This window comes from Pontibacter liquoris, from assembly GCF_022758235.1.
Lineage (GTDB): Bacteria > Bacteroidota > Bacteroidia > Cytophagales > Hymenobacteraceae > Pontibacter > Pontibacter liquoris.
Window position 1 is genome coordinate 2,396,194 of record NZ_JALEBG010000001.1, and the last position, 16,111, is coordinate 2,412,304.

Sequence of the window (16,111 nt, forward strand, 5' to 3'; positions counted from 1 at the left end):
TGTTTCTGTTTCCGTTACCTGCCGGGGCAGGCACGGATTTTCTTATTCCGTTTTATACTTACTATATTGCAGCCCTAATATTGCAGCACCAAAGATACGAACGACAGATGCCAACACAACTTAATTACAATACAAGCCTTACGAAAGATACGGATCTTGCCCTGCTGGTAGCAGCCGGACAGGTGGCACAGCTCCCGGAACTCAGACCCGAAGAGAAGGCTTTTGTGCAGCAGCAGGTGCAGCAGGAATCAAAGCTTATAACCCTGAACCGCTATACCCACCGCCTGTATGTGCTAGCGGTAGCGGAGGCTAAAACAGAAGGCTCCCGCCGCGAAGCCCTGCGCCAGGCTGGCTATACCCTGCTAAAGCAGCTGCGCACCGACAACGTAGCAGCCCTGGCTATCCAGGATAAAACCGGCACCGACGCCAGCTTATACCTGGCCGAAGGCCTATACCTGAGCAACTACCAGTACCTAAAACATAAAACAAAGAACACCAAACCAAGTCCGCTCCAAAGCATTACCATTGCCGATGCCCACGTGCATGCGCAGGATGTAACCGAACTGGCAAACCTGCTGGAAGCCGTGTGCAAGGTGCGCGACCTGGTAAACGAGCCCCACAGCCATCAGACCGCCGTGCAGCTAAGCGAGGAATTAACGGCATTCGGAGAAGCCGCCGGTTTTAAAACCGAGGTGCTGGACGAACTGAAGATACAATCCCTGAAAATGGGCGGCCTGCTGGCCGTCAACCAGGGTTCCGAAGAACCGGCCACCTTTACCATTATGGAGTGGAAGCCGGAGAATGCTAAAAACACTAAGCCATACGTGCTGGTGGGCAAAGGTGTGGTATACGATACCGGCGGCCTAAGCCTGAAGCCAACACCCCAATCCATGGATTACATGAAATCGGATATGGCCGGCGCTGCTGCGGTAGCGGGCGTGCTGTATGCCGTGGCAAAGAACAAACTGCCGCTGCATGTGATCGGGCTTGTGCCTGCTACCGACAACCGCCCTGGTGGCAATGCGGTAGCCCCAGGCGATGTGATCACGATGCACAATGGCATGACGGTGGAAGTGTTGAATACTGATGCCGAAGGCCGCCTCATCCTGGCCGATGCGTTGAGCTTTGCCCACAAGTATAACCCGGAACTGGTATTTGACCTCGCCACGCTGACAGGAGCCGCTATGCGGGCCGTGGGCAAAGAAGGCATGGTAGCCATGGGCACCGCTGGTGACCAAGTGATGGCCGAACTGAAAAAGGGGGGTGATGCCGTGCACGAACGCCTGGTGGAGTTTCCGCTTTGGGAGGAGTATAAAAAGCACATGGAATCGGATGTGGCCGACCTGAAGAATATTGGCGGTGCCGATGCGGGCGCTATCACAGCGGGCATTTTCCTGCAGCATTTCACCAGCTACCCGTGGGTACATTTTGATATTGCAGGCACAGCCTACCTGCATAGCGAAGATGCGTACCGGGGCAAGCTGGCAACAGGTTCCGGCGTGCGTTTACTTTATAACTTCCTTCGCACAAAGGCTAACTAAACAACATGGATACTAAACCTAAAATACGCCTGGGCATCAGTATTGGCGACACCAACGGCATTGGACCGGAAGTGGTGATCAAAACCCTGTCGGACCAGCGCATCCTTAATTTCTGTACACCCGTCATCTACGGGTCTGCCGCCATCCTGAACAAGGTGCGCAAAGACCTGGAGGCCGAGCATTTCCATTACCAGCAGCTGGATACCGCCGCTAACCTGACACTTAAAAAGGTAAACCTGGTTAGCTGCATCGCAGAAGACCTGGAAATTACGCCTGGCACACCGACCGCTGCCTCCGGCAAAGCGTCGCTGGACTCTTTGCTGGCCGCCTCGCGCGATCTGAAAGCCGGTTTATTGGACGGACTGGTAACCGCCCCCATCAACAAGGATAACATACAGGCAGAAGATTTCCGTTTTCCGGGCCATACCGAGTTTCTTACCTCCTATTTTGATGCGGCCGACAGCCTGATGCTGCTGGTCAGCGGCGATTTGCGGGTTGCCACCGTAACGGGCCATATTCCGGTAAAAGAGGTAGCAGCCAAACTGACTGAGGCCTTGCTGATCCGTAAGATCACGATTCTGCTCGAATCGCTGCGCAAGGATTTTGGCATATTGAAACCCCGTATTGCGGTGCTGGGCCTAAACCCGCATGCCGGCGAAAAAGGCCTGTTAGGTAATGAAGAAGTGGAGATCATCCGGCCAGCGGTAATGCACCTGAAAGAGCGCGGGCACCTGGTATTTGGTCCTTATCCGGCCGATGGCTTTTTTGGCATGCGTCAGTATACGCAGGTAGATGCCGTGCTGTCGATGTACCACGACCAGGGGCTCATCCCCTTTAAAACACTGGCCATGGAAACCGGCGTAAACTTTACAGCCGGTTTGTCGGTGGTGCGCACCTCCCCTGACCATGGCACAGCCTACGACATTGCCGGCAAGCAGCTGGCAGATGAAACCTCGTTCCGGGAAGCCCTGTTTCTGGCCTGTGATGTGATAAAAAAGCGGCAGGCAGCGCAAATAGCACTGGTTTAAATAGGCGAAGTATTTTATTTGTCAGAAATATATTCTAATTTTGCATCTTGCAATAAAAAGTCGATGGAGAAGAAGCTAAGAGAGTATGAAATCGGCATTGCCAAGCTCAGCGACAAGACGCACACGTATGCGTTTGAACTGAACGATGCCTTTTTTGAGCTTTTCGGAAGTGAGCTTATACTTGGCGGCAACTTATTGGCAAATGTGACCCTGGATAAGACAGAGACGCTGCTTACCTTTCATTTTGACATTAAAGGGCACGTGCGCCTGACCTGCGACAGAAGCCTGGAAGAGTTTGACCAGCCGTTGGAAGTGCAGCAGACGTTCCGGATCAAGTATGGCCCGGAAAATGCTGAACTGGACGATGACCTGTGGCAGATTACCAGCGGCACGCAATCCATTAACATTGCCCAGCACTTGTACGATTATATCGCCCTGTCGCTGCCAATGAAAAAGTTGCACCCCCGTTTTGTGCAGGAAATGGCCGAAGAGGAGGAAGATGACAATGATATCCTGATTTATTCCTCCGGCACGCACAGCCAGGCGGGGGATGAAGACAGCGAGGACGGAGATGATGACGACGGGACAGATCCCCGGTGGGACGCGCTCCGCAACCTGAATTAAGAATTTTTAGAAGTATAAAAGTATAAACAGCAAGTAAATTATTTAACTAAAAATGGCACATCCTAAACGTAAGATCTCGAAGACCAGAAGAGATAAGAGAAGAACTCACCAGAAACTTTCTGAGAAAGCCATTGCGATCTGCCCTACTACAGACACGCCTCACCTGTACCACCACGCTTATGTGGTTGAAGGCGATTTGTACCACAAGGGCAAGCTGGCAATAAAAAATTATACAACTAACGCGCAGTAAGCACTCGCCTGCCTCCTGTATTAGTTCTGTATAATTTAACTTACTCCTGTAAATGAGGATCGCCTTAGACGCAATGGGCGGCGATTTTGCACCTGAGGCCATCATCAAGGGTGCAATTCTGGCCGCACAGCAGCTTACCCAGGAAGATGAAATCCTGCTCATCGGCAAGGAAGACATCATCAAGCCGCTGCTCGATGAATACGGATATACTGGATCTGGCATTAGGACTTACCATGCCAGCCAGGTAATTGAAATGGGTGAGCACCCGACAAAGGCGCTCACGCAAAAAACCGACTCCAGCATTGCTGTTGGGTATGGCTTACTCAAAGCGCAGCAAGTAGATGCTTTCTGCAGCGCCGGTAACACCGGGGCCATGTTAGTAGGAGCCATGTTCAGCGTAAAAGCAATAGAAGGCATACTCAGGCCTTCTATTGGTGGTTTAGTTCCAAAGCTTAAAGGCGGTTACGGGATCATGCTGGATGTAGGCGCAAACGCCGAGTGCAAGCCTGAGGTGCTCGAACAGTTTGCCGAGCTTGGCTCTATTTACGCCAAGTATGTACTGGAGATCGAGAACCCCAAAGTAGGACTGATGAACCTGGGAGAGGAAGAGGGCAAGGGCACTGTGAACACACAGGCAGCTCACCAACGCCTCAAAGCCAACACCACGATCAACTTTATCGGTAATATCGAAGGGCGCGACCTGTTCAACGACAAAGCCGATGTGATTGTATGCGATGGTTATACCGGAAACATCATCCTGAAAATGGCCGAGTCGCTGTATGATATCTTAAGCGAGAAAAACATCCACGATCCTTTCTTCGACAAGTTTAATTACGAAACCGAAGGAGGCAGCCCTATCCTAGGAATCAACGGGAATGCCATTATCGGGCATGGGGTTTCTTCTCCGCTGGCTATCTGCAATATGGTGATGCAGGCGCAAAAAATGGTCACCTCCCGAATCTCTGAAAGGTTCAGAAAGTACTATAGTGTTTAAGTAGTGGCCGCTGGCCGGAAAAATATTACTTGGCATACTCTGTTCCAGTTTTCTTTTTATAGAAACTGGCAGGCTATGCCAAGTTTTTTTTGTTAAATTGCCTTCCTTAAATCATACACCCAAAGATACTTTTAATATGAGTAAGATTACTGCCGCCATAACTGGTGTGAGTGGCTACGTTCCGGAATATGTACTGACCAACAAGGAACTAGAGACGATGGTTGAAACCAACGATGAATGGATTACCTCTCGTACCGGTATCAAGGAAAGGCGAATTTTAAAAGGGGAAGGCCTGGGCACCTCCCACATCGCTGTTCCGGCAGTAAAGGAACTCCTGAAAAAAACTAACACCAGCCCCGAAGAAGTGGAGCTGCTGATCTGCGCCACCACTACCCCGGACATGGTTTTCCCGGCTACGGCTAATCTGATTACCGCCGAAGTAGGCGCTGTAAATGCCTTCGGCTACGACCTGCAGGCAGCCTGCTCCGGCTTCCTGTATGCCCTTGCCACCGGCGCCAAGTTCATCGAATCAGGTCAGTATAAAAAAGTGATTGTAGTGGGCGCTGATAAAATGTCGGCCATTATTGATTATACCGACCGTGCTACCTGCATTATTTTTGGAGATGGCGGCGGGGCCGTGATGCTGGAGCCAAATACCGAAGGCTATGGTATTCAGGACCAGGTGCTGAAGTCAGATGGTAGCGGCGCCCCTTTCCTGCACATGAAAGCCGGCGGCAGCCGCAAACCAGCCACCATCGAGACCGTTCAGGCCCGCGAGCACTTTGCTTTTCAGGAAGGCCAGCAGGTGTTTAAATTTGCCGTGAAAGGCATGGCCGATGTATCGGCGGAAGTAATGGAGCGCAACAAGCTTACCGCCGACGATGTGGCCTGGCTTGTACCGCATCAGGCTAACAAGCGCATCATCGAAGCGACAGCCAACCGCATGGGCGTAAGTAACGACAAGGTGATGCTCAACATCCACAAGTATGGCAACACCACCAGCGGCACCATTCCGTTGTGCCTGTGGGAGTATGAGAGCCAGCTAAAGAAAGGCGACAACCTGATCCTCGCTGCTTTCGGCGGCGGGTTTACCTGGGGCGCCATCTACCTGAAATGGGCCTACGATCCGAAGTAATCTCTCTGAAGTATAAAGTATAAAAGCGGCCCTCGTGCCGCTTTTTTTATATCCTGTAATTCATACTTACAGAGATTTTCACTAACCATGCCACCTACCTCCTTCCTCTCTGGCGCAAGCGTCCGCTTTTGCCCTGCTTGCTCTGTGGCTTTGCTATACTTGCTTATACTAGGTAAATGGCACATGCGGACGCCTGCGCCAAGGGAGTATTCTGTTTTTGGTTTCCTGATAATGCTATTTCGGATTGCTTACTTCGAAAGTATACCTGAAGAGGATTTCCTAATCCGCGTTAGCAACAATGCAGGCACTGGACACCCGGCATCAGTTTTGGATCAGGAAAGATAAAGAGCAGCTTACAGAAAACAGTTTGGGTGGCGGTGAGTTGCATCGGCAAACCCTGGCGCGGACAGGTCGCGACCTGTCCTCTACAAAAAGCAAACAAAAAAGGCTTAGCGAACGCTAAGCCTTTCTTATACTATATAGACAAGTAAATTACTTTACTTTATCAACGATGCTCTTGAAAGCCTCTGGGTGGTTCATCGCCAGGTCAGCAAGTACTTTGCGGTTCAGGTCGATGTTTGCCTTCTTCAGGGCGCCCATTAAGGCGGAGTAAGACAGACCGTGCTCACGGGCACCGGCGTTGATACGCTGGATCCACAGGGAACGGAAATCTCTCTTCTTAACTTTTCTATCACGATACGCATAAACGAGACCTTTTTCAATTGCGTTCTTCGCAACGGTCCATACGTTTTTGCGACGGCCAAAGTAACCTTTGGCCATTTTCATCATTTTCTTTCTTCTGTGTCGTGCTGCAACGACATTTACCGATCTTGGCATTTCTTTAAAGTTTTAGCGGCTGGTGATGCTAATGATCTTTAAACCAGACACTGGGTTCGTACTAATAAATTAACCTCTAATTTGTGCGTATTAGATTTGAAGCATCAGCTTCACTCTGTTCGTGTCAGCAGAGCTAACAAGGCCAGTGTGCGTCAGGCTACGCTTCTGTTTTGTTGTCTTCTTGGTCAGGATGTGGCTTTTGTAAGCGTGCTTACGCTTAATTTTGCCAGTACCTGTCAAAGAAAAACGCTTCTTTGCACCAGATTTGGTTTTTACTTTAGGCATGGTATATAATTGATTTAAATAATTACTTTTTTGCCGGCGCTGCCGCTTTTGGCGTCAGGATCAGGAACATGCGCTTACCTTCCAGTTTGGGCAGTTGCTCTACCTTTGCTACATCTTCCAGGGCCTGGGCAAACTTAAGCAACAGGATCTCGCCCCGCTCCTTAAACACAATGCTGCGGCCTACAAAATGCACGTAGGATTTCACCTTAAAACCGCTTTCCAGAAAGCCTTTGGCATGCTTCAGCTTAAACTCAAAATCGTGATCATCCGTGTTCGGACCGAAACGAATCTCCTTGATCACTACCTTCTGAGCTTTCGCCTTCATCTCGCGCGTTTTCTTCTTCTGCTCGTACTTAAATTTCGAGTAGTCGATGATGCGACATACGGGCGGGTTAGCTGTTGGAGAAATCTCAACTAAGTCAAGATTCTGCTCATTGGCCATTTGCTGGGCTGCTCTGTATCCGAACACTCCCTGCTCTACATTGTCACCCACAAGCCTTACTTCTCGGGCCGTGATCTTATCATTGACTTTGTATGGCTCCTCCACCTTTCCGCGGGGGATGTAGCGCCTATTTTGCGTAGCTATAGTAGTACCTCCTTAAATTAATGTTATTACAATTAGGCTGCGAATATCGCAATTAATCTATTCAGAAAAAAATATCTTCTGCTAATTGTTCAGCATTGCCGCTATTTTCTCCTTGAACATACTGATAAATTCCGCTACCGGCATGGTGCCCAGGTCTCCTTCGCCGTGGCGGCGCACCGAAACAGAATTTGTCTCCTGCTCCTTCTCGCCTACGATCAGCATATAAGACACTTTGCGCACTTCCGCGTCACGGATTTTACGGCCAATCTTCTCATCGCGGTTGTCCACTGAGCCGCGGATGTCCTCCAGCTGCAGCAAATCATTCACCTGCTGGGCAAATTCCTGGTACTTCTCTGAAATAGGAAGTATAGCAAACTGCTCCGGGCTAAGCCACAGCGGGAAGTTGCCGCCGCAATGCTCGATGAGCACGGCTACGAAACGCTCCAGCGACCCAAATGGTGCACGGTGGATCATCACCGGGCGATGCTTGGCATTATCTGCGCCGATATATTCCAACTGGAAACGTTCGGGCAGGTTATAATCTACCTGTATCGTGCCCAGCTGCCACTTACGGCCGATGGCATCCCGCACCATGAAGTCGAGCTTGGGACCATAAAACGCAGCTTCGCCCAATTCGGTTACAGTGCGCAGGCCTTTCTCATCGGCAGCCTCAATAATGGCGCTTTCAGCTTTCTCCCAGGCTTCATCCGAGCCAATATACTTGGCTTTGTTCTGCGGGTCGCGCAACGAGATCTGAGCCGTATAATCTTCAAAACCAAGCGCTTTAAACACATACAGTACCAAGTCGATCACCTTGGTGAACTCCTCCTTTACCTGGTCAGGACGGCAGAAGATGTGGGCATCGTCCTGCGTAAAGCCCCGCACGCGGGTTAGGCCATGCAGCTCACCACTTTGCTCATACCTGTAAACAGTACCGAATTCCGCCAGACGCACCGGCAGCTCTTTGTAAGAGCGTGGGCGCACTTTGTAGATCTCGCAGTGGTGAGGGCAGTTCATCGGCTTAAGAAAGAACTCCTCCCCTTCATTCGGCGTTTTGATCGGCTGGAAAGAATCGGCGCCATACTTTTCATAATGCCCGGACGTAACATAAAGTTCCTTGCTGGCAATGTGCGGCGTAACCACCGGCTGGTAGCCGGCGCGCATCTGGGCCTTGCGCATGAACTGCTCCAGGCGCTCGCGCAGCAGCGTGCCTTTGGGCAACCACAGCGGCAGACCCATGCCTACTTTCTCGGAGAAGGCGAACAGTTCAAGTTCTTTGCCCAGCTTACGGTGATCGCGTTTCTTGGCTTCTTCCAGCCGCTCCAGGTACTCGGTCAGCTCCTTTTGCTTGGGGAAGGTAACACCATAGATGCGTGTGAGCTGCTTTCTGGTTTCGTCTCCTCGCCAGTACGCTCCCGCCACGTTCATCAGTTTAGCCGCTTTGATAAAGCCCGTATTTGGGATATGCGGCCCGCGGCACAGGTCTGTAAAGTTGCCCTGCTCATAAAAAGAGATCGTGCCATCGGCCAAGTCCTTGATCAGGTCCAGCTTATACTCGTCGCCTTTTTGGGTAAAGAAATCGGTGGCTTCGGCTTTCGAAACTTCGCGGCGGCGGAACTCGCTTTTATTACGGGCCAGTTCCAGCATCTTCTGTTCTACTTTCGCAAAGTCATCCTGCGAGAACTGCCGGTCTCCCAGGTCCACATCGTAATAAAAACCGTTCTCTACGGGAGGGCCGATGCCGAACTTTACGCCCGGATACAATTCTTCCAAGGCCTCGGCCAGCAAGTGCGCCGACGAGTGCCAGAAGGCATTTTTCCCCAGGTCATCGTTCCAGGTGAGCAGCTGCACCGTCGCATCTTCGTTTATCGGGCGCGAAAGATCCACGACCGTGTCGTTTACTTTGGCAGCAAGCACATTGCGCGCCAATCCTTCGCTGATACTTTGTGCAATCTCAAGACTTGTCACGCCTTTTTCATACTGGCGTTCAGAGCCGTCGGGCAGTGTGATATTGATCATGTATTGGTCCTTTGTCTTTATTCTTCAATTGTTACCGGGGTCACTACGGTACTGTCCGTTGTGATGCCCCGCTGTAATTTATACTTGATCCGGGCAATAGCCTGGTAAGCGTACGTATACCTGGGATCTACCTGCACCAGGCGCTGGTAAGTGGCCAAGGCCTGAAAAGGCTGCCCGGCTCGCTCATAACTCGCACCAAGGGCCGCCAGGTACCGCGGCTGATCTTTATACTTCTTCCCGGCTTTCAGCAAATGGGCCAGAGCGCCTTCACCGTCTCCTTTCGCATACTGCCGCAAGCCAATAAAATAATGGGCCTCCTGCAGCGTGTCGTTCAACGCCACGGCGTGGGCAAAGTATAACTGGGCACTGTCGGGCTTCTGCGCCACCTGGTATAGCACTCCCTGGTAATACAGCAACAAGGCATCGTCTGGTGCCAGTCGTGCTGCACTTTGCAGGTAGGGCTTTGCCCCTTCAAAATCTTTACGGGCCACCAGAATACCTGTTAACTCGCGCTGTGCTTCCATGAACTGGGGCATTTGCTTTAAAGCCAGTTTATAGTTGTGCACGGCACTGCTTGTATCGCCGGTAGCTTCCTGTATCCTGCCCCGGTAATAGTAGGCAAACTCATTGCCAGGTGCAAGCTCCTGCGCCTTACCGATATAATAAGTTGCCTGCTCATACTTGCGTTGCTGCAGGTATAGTTCCCCCAGCAACACATAGAGCGAAGCACTCTGGTATGCATTGCGCTCGGCCTGCAGCGCCAATGGCAGGGCTTCGTCCCGCCGGCCCATTGCCCGCAGTACCTGGGCTTTTACAAAGAGTGTTAATGGCTCGCTTTTCGTCAGCCGGATCGCCTCATCAGCGTCCTGCAGGGCTTTGTTCAATTCTCCTTTGCGCAGCAGCACCACAGCGCGCCGCGCATACAGGCTGCCATCGCGTCGGGCGTTGGCAATGGCGGCATTGAGGTTCCGGAGCTGCGCTTCAGGATTGTCCTGTATCTTTTGCAGGTTCACCATCCGCTCCTTTTCTCCTTCCTCCTGCCGGCAGGCAGCCATTGTAATAATGGTGAGCAGCAGTACCAGCAAACGCGTAAAACGCCCCATCTTAGGTCTTAATATCGGTCCGGCCCGAAGGCTGTGTTTTCTAATCAGCGCTAAATTAAGACTTTTTGCCCAAATAGAAACATTCCCCGCCACCTGAAAGCTGCTGTATAAAAAACAAAAAGCCTGCCACCAGTGGGGAGCAGGCTTTTTGACAGTAGCAAAAGGCTACTTTTTAGCGTATACCTCCTGCATCATGATTTTACAACGCCTGCTCAGTTCCAGTTCATCCTTCGTTTCCAGGTTTACCGTGAGCGCTTGCTGAAGCGTATGAATACAGGCTTCCTTATCTTTCATTTCTTCATAAACACAAGCCAGGTCATAATAATAGCGGATATTATCCGGGTTATACCTGATGGCATTGGTCAGGGCATCCGCCGCATCCTGGTTAGTTGGCTTCTCCTCTATGCCTCCAAAGAAAACTTTGGCAGCAGCCTGTTCGGCAATATTCAGGTTAGCCACTTTAAAATACCACCGCCCCAAAATATACCATGCTCCCGCATGCTGGTTGTCACAGGCCAGGGCCTTGTCTATAAACGGTTTTACCTGGTAAATAGTGGCCAGGCGCTGTTTTGGGCCGGCAATCATGGCGGAGCTTCCCAGTGCAAGTGCCATCACATAATTCGCTTCCGCATCTTCCGGGGCCAGGGCATATGCCCGTAGCGCCAGGTTACGCGCCTGCTCAAAATGGTCTGACTTGCTTGTTTCGTCGGTATATCGGTCGCCAATGCGGCAGTGCAGGTAACTGGCCTTGCAAAGCGCTTCGTAATTGTCAGCGTCGGTTTTTAACACCTGCTCATACAGGGCCAGCGCTTCACTGTCTTTGTAGGCTACCAACAACTTACCAGCCCGGTTAAGCATCTGCTCATGCTCAGTGGCAGCGCCATCTGCCATTACGGCAGGCGCACTTCCACAGAGCATCAGAGCAAGTATTAAAACGCTACAAAGTCTTTTCATCTTCAGTAATCCTTCCGGTAACTTACAGCTTTCAAAAGACTTTTGCAAGTATAGCGCTTTGTTCTTAGAACAGATTAAGCTGCTTTTTCTCTTTTAAAGCCTTTTTTTCGCTGTCAGGGTGAGTATCACTGTCTACGTCTTCCGAGCCAAGAAGTTGAGTGCCGCTGGCCCGGGCCGCTTCTTCTGCAAGTTCCTTTAACTCAGCAGGTAAGCCGGCAGTAGCTTTCTTCGGCGCAGCGGCCTTGCGGCTTCTGCCAGCATCCTGCTCCTGTACCACCACTTCCTGCCGGGGCACCTCCACTTCCAGTATCTTGTGGTAGTTGAGCTTATTCCCCATGGCCTTCCAGCCTTTCACGTCGATAAACTCGCTCAGCAGCAGCTTCTCTGTTTCCTTTTCGCTTTTACGATCGCGCTTGAACCGGATCTCTGCCAACGGTTCAGGATGGGTCGATACGGCTTCCAAACGCGAGTTTTTCGTTTCCGGGATAAAGGTAAACCTCTTCCCTATGGTGGAGGTCTCTATCCTGAAACGCTTCACATAGTAGGTTTTATTTTCCCCCTCGTAATAAATAGCCGAAACCACCAGCTCCGGATCATACTTCTGCAGCACCTTAATCTTCTCCACGGTGTAGTGGTTAGCCAGGTCAAAGGTGGTTTGCTCGTAGCTGCCGTCTTCGTAGATCACCAGAATTGTATCGTCGGTGTTGAACGAGCCCAGGTAACGGCCCCGGCCTTCGGTATTGAGCCTTCCGATCACCTCGTCGTAGAAGATCTCGCGTCCGCCTAGGGTAGAATCGCCACGGCTTTTCTGCACCACTTTCTTGATGGCATGCTTCGTAATAATGTTGCCGTTCGAGCCCTTGCCTTTGATCATCAGCTCGGCAAAGTCAAAATCAAACTGCTTGTTGCGGGCAGCGGCCTGCGGCGCCAGCGTTATACTTACCACCTCCGACTCGGAGTTGGGGTTAGCGGTCAGGTAATGTACTTTGGAATTCTTCTCGCCCTTGGTCAGATCATACTCCTTGTCGCGGGTAATGGACTTCACAGCAAAACGCTTGGCAAACGAAATACCGGACTTGCCATCCACATAGATCATGTTGTAGACCATGTGCTCGTCGTTCTTATTATAAACGCTGGCCATGATAATGTCTTTGCCCACAAACGTCTTATCGGCCACTTTGGTCACCGTGAACTTACCGTCTTTGCGGAACACAATGATATCGTCCATATCCGAGCAGTCGCACACAAACTCGTCTTTGCGCAGGCCTGTTCCGATAAAACCATCTTTGGCATTCATGTAGAGCTTCTGGTTGGCAATAGCCACTTTCTGCGCCGTGATCACATCAAAGGTTTTGATCTGCGTCTTGCGGTCACGGCCCTGGCCATACTTCTTCAGCAAGCCTTCAAAGTAGCCGATCGCATAGCGGATCAGGTTCGCCAGGTTATCATCCACTTCGGCCATCTCATCTTCCAGCTTGCGGATATACTCGTCGGCTTTGAAGGAGTCATACTTGGAAATGCGCTTGATGCGGATTTCGGTCAGGCGTACAATATCGTCTTCCGACACTTCGCGGCGCAGCAGGTGCTTGTAAGGATCCAGGCCTTTGTCGATGGCCTGCAGCACGGCCTCCCAGGTTTCGCACTCTTCGATGTCGCGGTAAATGCGGTTCTCGATAAAGATCTTTTCCAGGGAGGAATGATGCCACTTGTCTTCCAGCTCCGCTTTGCGGATTTCCAGCTCGCGCTTGAGCAGGTCTACTGTTTTAAACGTAGAGATGCGCAGGAGCTCATCCACATTCAAAAAGTGCGGCTTGTCGTCGATAATCACGCAGGTGTTCGGCGAGATGGATACTTCGCAGTCAGTGAAGGCATACAGCGCGTCCATGGTCAGGTCAGGCGATACGCCCGGCGGCAGCTGCACCTGTATCTCCACATCCGCAGCGGTATTATCCACTACCTTTTTGATCTTAATCTTATTGTTCTCGCTCGCTTTCACGATCGACTCCATCAACCCCGTCGTGGTGATGCCGTAGGGCACGTCGCGGATGATGAGCATGGTCTTGTCTACCTTCTCGATGGTGGCGCGCACCCGGATCCTGCCGCCACGCATGCCGGCATTGTAGTTGGTCACATCTACCAGTCCGCCATTTGGGAAGTCCGGTAAAAGCATGGTGCTACGGCCTTTCAGCACATCAATAGAACCTTTCAGCAGCTCTTTGAAGTTGTGCGGCATGATCTTGGTCGACAAGCCTACGGCAATACCTTCCACGCCCTGCGCCAGCAGCAGCGGGAACTTTACCGGCAAGGTTACCGGCTCATTTTTACGGCCATCGTAGCTCAGCTGCCACAGCGTGGTCTGTGGGTTGAACACCACATCCAGCGCAAACTTGGAAAGGCGCGCCTCAATATATCGGGGGGCTGCCGCACTGTCGCCGGTGCGCACGTCGCCCCAGTTACCTTGCGTTTCGATGAGCAAATCTTTCTGACCCAGGTTCACCATCGCATCACCGATCGAAGCATCGCCGTGCGGGTGGTACTGCATAGTTTGCCCGATCACGTTGGCCACTTTGTTAAAGCGTCCATCGTCCATCTCTTTCATGGCATGCAGAATGCGGCGCTGCACCGGCTTTAAGCCGTCCTCAATAGCAGGAACCGCCCGCTCCAGAATCACATATGAAGCATAGTCGAGGAACCAGGTTTCGTAAAGTCCGGAAACAGGCGTAATGTTATGGATGACTTCTTCTTCGCCATCCGTGAACGTAACTTCCTGCTCGTCTTCTCTTTCTATTTCTTCGTTGTTGAGCTCGTCGTTATGCATAAATTTCTTCTACTATGTCTTTTTCGATCTTCAGATTCTCGATGATAAACTGCTGACGCTCCGGCGTGTTCTTGCCCATGTAGTAAGTCAGCATTTTCTGTATCGTCGTGTCCTTTTGTAGTATAACCGGCTTTAGTTTGATGTTCTCGCCAATAAACTTGCCAAACTCGTCCGGCGATATCTCGCCCAAGCCTTTAAAGCGGGTAATCTCGGGGCGCTTACCCAGTTTCTGGATCGCTTCCTGCTTTTCGGTTTCGTTGTAGCAGTAGATCGTGTCCTTTTTGTTGCGTACTCTGAACAGCGGCGTTTCCAGGATATACACGTGGCCGTTACGCACCAGGTCGGGGAAGAACTGCAAAAAGAAAGTGAGCAGCAGCAAGCGGATGTGCATGCCGTCCACGTCGGCATCGGTGGCGATCACCACGCGGTTGTAGCGCAGCCCATCCAGGCCTTCTTCAATATTGAGGGCGTGCTGCAGCAAGTTGAATTCCTCGTTTTCATACACGACTTTCTTCTTCAGGCCAAAGCAGTTGAGCGGCTTACCGCGTAAGCTGAACACCGCCTCGGTGCCCACGTTGCGCGATTTAGTGATAGAGCCACTCGCTGAGTCGCCCTCGGTGATGAAAAGTGTGGAAAGCAGCGATTTCTCGTCTTTGTCCTCGTTAAAGTGCAGGCGGCAATCGCGGAGCTTGCGGTTGTGGAGGTTGGCTTTTTTTGCCCGCTGGTTGGCCAGCTTTTTCACCCCAGCCATGTCCTTGCGCTCCCGCTCGCTCTGCATCACACGCTTGAGCAGCGCCTCGGCCGTCGCTGGGTTTTTATGCAGGTAGTTATCGAGGTGTTCTTTTACAAAGTCGTTGATATAGGCACGTACAGCCGGACCATCCGGTCCCATCTCAATAGAACCCAGTTTGGTTTTGGTCTGCGATTCAAACACCGGTTCCTGTACGCGTAGCGAGATCGCCCCGATAATAGAACCTCGTATATCGGCCGCATCGAAATCTTTTTTGTAGAAATCGCGCACGGTTTTTACCACCGCCTCACGGAAAGCTGCCAGGTGCGTACCACCCATGGTAGTATACTGCCCGTTCACGAAGCTGTAATATTCTTCGCCATAATCGCCGCCATGCGTCAGGGCCAGCTCAATATCAGGCCCTTTCAGGTGGATGATCGGGTAGCGCATACTTTCCTCATCTGCTTTGTTGCGGAGCAGGTCCAGCAGGCCGTTTTCAGAAAAGAACTTCTTCCCGTTAAAGTTTATTGTCAGCCCGGCGTTAAGGTACACGTAGTTCCACATCTGGTTTTCCAGATAGTCGGGGTTGAACTTATAGTTCTTAAAAATGGTATCGTCCGGCGTGAACATGGTCAGGGTACCATTGCGTTGCGTGGTTTCCTGCAGTTCAAAGTCTTCTGTTAGCACACCTCTGTCAAACTCGGCTGCTTTCACTTTGCCATCACGCACCGACTGAATGCGGAAGTAGCTCGACAAAGCATTCACCGCCTTGGTACCTACCCCGTTCAGACCAACGGATTTCTGGAAAGCCTTGCTGTCATACTTACCGCCGGTGTTGATCTTGCTCACGCAGTCGATGACCTTGCCTAGCGGAATGCCGCGGCCATAGTCGCGCACCTGCACGCGGTGATCGGAAATTTTGATCTCAATGGTTTTACCGAAGCCCATCACATGCTCATCGATCGAGTTATCGATCACCTCCTTCACCAGGATGTAGATGCCGTCATCGGCCGAGGAGCCATCGCCCAGCTTTCCGATATACATGCCGGGGCGCAGGCGGATATGTTCGCGTGGCTCCAGCGAGCGGATGCTATCTTCGTTATAGTTATGTTCTAACTCTGCCATGCTGTAAGCGTAAGTATGTTTTTAGAGTATATCAATCGGAAATATAGAAAAATTAAAAAGACAAGGCGCAAAATTAAGCTTC

Annotated in this window: 15 protein-coding genes; 7 read left to right on the forward strand and 8 right to left on the reverse strand. The window is 51.3% G+C overall.

The window, feature by feature from the left end; all coding sequences use genetic code 11:
• Positions 1–107 precede the first annotated feature (107 nt).
• From LWL52_RS09870 to LWL52_RS09900, 7 genes are all read left to right on the forward strand, one after another.
• Positions 108–1,541 (forward strand): leucyl aminopeptidase family protein, encoded by a 1,434-nt coding sequence (locus LWL52_RS09870; protein ID WP_242919339.1) that lies wholly within the window; start codon positions 108–110, stop codon positions 1,539–1,541.
• 5 nt (positions 1,542–1,546) lie between these two features.
• Positions 1,547–2,569 carry a 4-hydroxythreonine-4-phosphate dehydrogenase PdxA gene (gene pdxA, locus LWL52_RS09875; protein ID WP_242919341.1) on the forward strand — a complete coding sequence of 341 codons (1,023 nt, stop codon included), beginning with the start codon at positions 1,547–1,549 and terminating at the stop codon, positions 2,567–2,569.
• Between the two features lie 63 nt (positions 2,570–2,632).
• Complete coding sequence (locus LWL52_RS09880; protein ID WP_242919343.1) at positions 2,633–3,193, forward strand: YceD family protein; 561 nt, start codon at positions 2,633–2,635, stop codon at positions 3,191–3,193.
• A gap of 52 nt (positions 3,194–3,245) precedes the next feature.
• Positions 3,246–3,443 carry a 50S ribosomal protein L32 gene (gene rpmF, locus LWL52_RS09885; protein WP_229961645.1) on the forward strand — a complete coding sequence of 66 codons (198 nt, stop codon included), beginning with the start codon at positions 3,246–3,248 and terminating at the stop codon, positions 3,441–3,443.
• A gap of 52 nt (positions 3,444–3,495) precedes the next feature.
• A complete protein-coding gene (plsX, locus tag LWL52_RS09890) occupies positions 3,496–4,437 on the forward strand; it encodes a phosphate acyltransferase PlsX (RefSeq protein ID WP_242919345.1) in 942 nt (313 codons plus the stop codon).
• A gap of 136 nt (positions 4,438–4,573) precedes the next feature.
• A complete protein-coding gene (locus LWL52_RS09895) occupies positions 4,574–5,572 on the forward strand; it encodes a beta-ketoacyl-ACP synthase III (RefSeq protein ID WP_242919348.1) in 999 nt (332 codons plus the stop codon).
• A 298-nt stretch (positions 5,573–5,870) separates the two neighbouring features.
• The gene (locus LWL52_RS09900) at positions 5,871–6,035 is read left to right on the forward strand and encodes a hypothetical protein (protein WP_242919350.1); all 165 of its coding nucleotides are present in this window, start codon (positions 5,871–5,873) and stop codon (positions 6,033–6,035) included.
• A 29-nt stretch (positions 6,036–6,064) separates the two neighbouring features.
• On the opposite strand, the gene rplT is transcribed toward LWL52_RS09900, so the two are convergent.
• From rplT to LWL52_RS09940, 8 genes are all read right to left on the reverse strand, one after another.
• Positions 6,065–6,409: a 50S ribosomal protein L20 gene (rplT, locus tag LWL52_RS09905; protein ID WP_242919352.1), complete on the reverse strand. Its 345-nt coding sequence runs from the start codon at positions 6,407–6,409 to the stop codon at positions 6,065–6,067.
• 90 nt (positions 6,410–6,499) lie between these two features.
• A complete protein-coding gene (gene rpmI / locus LWL52_RS09910; protein WP_242919354.1) occupies positions 6,500–6,694 on the reverse strand; it encodes a 50S ribosomal protein L35 in 195 nt (64 codons plus the stop codon).
• A gap of 22 nt (positions 6,695–6,716) precedes the next feature.
• Positions 6,717–7,241: a translation initiation factor IF-3 gene (gene infC, locus LWL52_RS09915; protein WP_242919356.1), complete on the reverse strand. Its 525-nt coding sequence runs from the start codon at positions 7,239–7,241 to the stop codon at positions 6,717–6,719.
• A gap of 120 nt (positions 7,242–7,361) precedes the next feature.
• A complete protein-coding gene (gene thrS, locus LWL52_RS09920) occupies positions 7,362–9,299 on the reverse strand; it encodes a threonine--tRNA ligase (protein ID WP_242919358.1) in 1,938 nt (645 codons plus the stop codon).
• Between the two features lie 17 nt (positions 9,300–9,316).
• The gene (locus LWL52_RS09925) at positions 9,317–10,402 is read right to left on the reverse strand and encodes a tetratricopeptide repeat protein (protein WP_242919360.1); all 1,086 of its coding nucleotides are present in this window, start codon (positions 10,400–10,402) and stop codon (positions 9,317–9,319) included.
• Positions 10,403–10,567: 165 nt separating this feature from the next.
• Positions 10,568–11,320, reverse strand: coding sequence for a tetratricopeptide repeat protein (locus LWL52_RS09930; RefSeq protein ID WP_242919362.1), 753 nt, complete (start codon positions 11,318–11,320; stop codon positions 10,568–10,570).
• Positions 11,321–11,420: 100 nt separating this feature from the next.
• Positions 11,421–14,174: a DNA gyrase/topoisomerase IV subunit A gene (locus LWL52_RS09935; RefSeq protein WP_242919364.1), complete on the reverse strand. Its 2,754-nt coding sequence runs from the start codon at positions 14,172–14,174 to the stop codon at positions 11,421–11,423.
• Positions 14,167–16,029, reverse strand: a complete 1,863-nt coding sequence (locus LWL52_RS09940) for a DNA topoisomerase IV subunit B (RefSeq protein ID WP_242919366.1) — start codon at positions 16,027–16,029, stop codon at positions 14,167–14,169. Before LWL52_RS09940 ends, LWL52_RS09935 begins: the two co-directional genes overlap by 8 nt.
• Between the last annotated feature and the right edge of the window lie 82 nt (positions 16,030–16,111).

Bases quoted from the DNA above. Each gene is read 5' to 3' on its own strand.
- rplT (WP_242919352.1), bottom strand. From the start codon at position 6,409: ATGCCAAGATCGGTAAATGTCGTTGCAGCACGACACAGAAGAAAGAAA.
- LWL52_RS09870 (WP_242919339.1), top strand. From the start codon at position 108: ATGCCAACACAACTTAATTACAATACAAGCCTTACGAAAGATACGGAT.
- rpmF (WP_229961645.1), top strand. From the start codon at position 3,246: ATGGCACATCCTAAACGTAAGATCTCGAAGACCAGAAGAGATAAGAGA.
- LWL52_RS09940 (WP_242919366.1), bottom strand. From the start codon at position 16,029: ATGGCAGAGTTAGAACATAACTATAACGAAGATAGCATCCGCTCGCTG.
- LWL52_RS09880 (WP_242919343.1), top strand. From the start codon at position 2,633: ATGGAGAAGAAGCTAAGAGAGTATGAAATCGGCATTGCCAAGCTCAGC.
- rpmI (WP_242919354.1), bottom strand. From the start codon at position 6,694: ATGCCTAAAGTAAAAACCAAATCTGGTGCAAAGAAGCGTTTTTCTTTG.
- pdxA (WP_242919341.1), top strand. From the start codon at position 1,547: ATGGATACTAAACCTAAAATACGCCTGGGCATCAGTATTGGCGACACC.
- plsX (WP_242919345.1), top strand. From the start codon at position 3,496: ATGAGGATCGCCTTAGACGCAATGGGCGGCGATTTTGCACCTGAGGCC.
- LWL52_RS09895 (WP_242919348.1), top strand. From the start codon at position 4,574: ATGAGTAAGATTACTGCCGCCATAACTGGTGTGAGTGGCTACGTTCCG.
- LWL52_RS09935 (WP_242919364.1), bottom strand. From the start codon at position 14,174: ATGCATAACGACGAGCTCAACAACGAAGAAATAGAAAGAGAAGACGAG.
- LWL52_RS09925 (WP_242919360.1), bottom strand. From the start codon at position 10,402: ATGGGGCGTTTTACGCGTTTGCTGGTACTGCTGCTCACCATTATTACA.
- thrS (WP_242919358.1), bottom strand. From the start codon at position 9,299: ATGATCAATATCACACTGCCCGACGGCTCTGAACGCCAGTATGAAAAA.
- LWL52_RS09900 (WP_242919350.1), top strand. From the start codon at position 5,871: ATGCAGGCACTGGACACCCGGCATCAGTTTTGGATCAGGAAAGATAAA.
- LWL52_RS09930 (WP_242919362.1), bottom strand. From the start codon at position 11,320: ATGCTCTGTGGAAGTGCGCCTGCCGTAATGGCAGATGGCGCTGCCACT.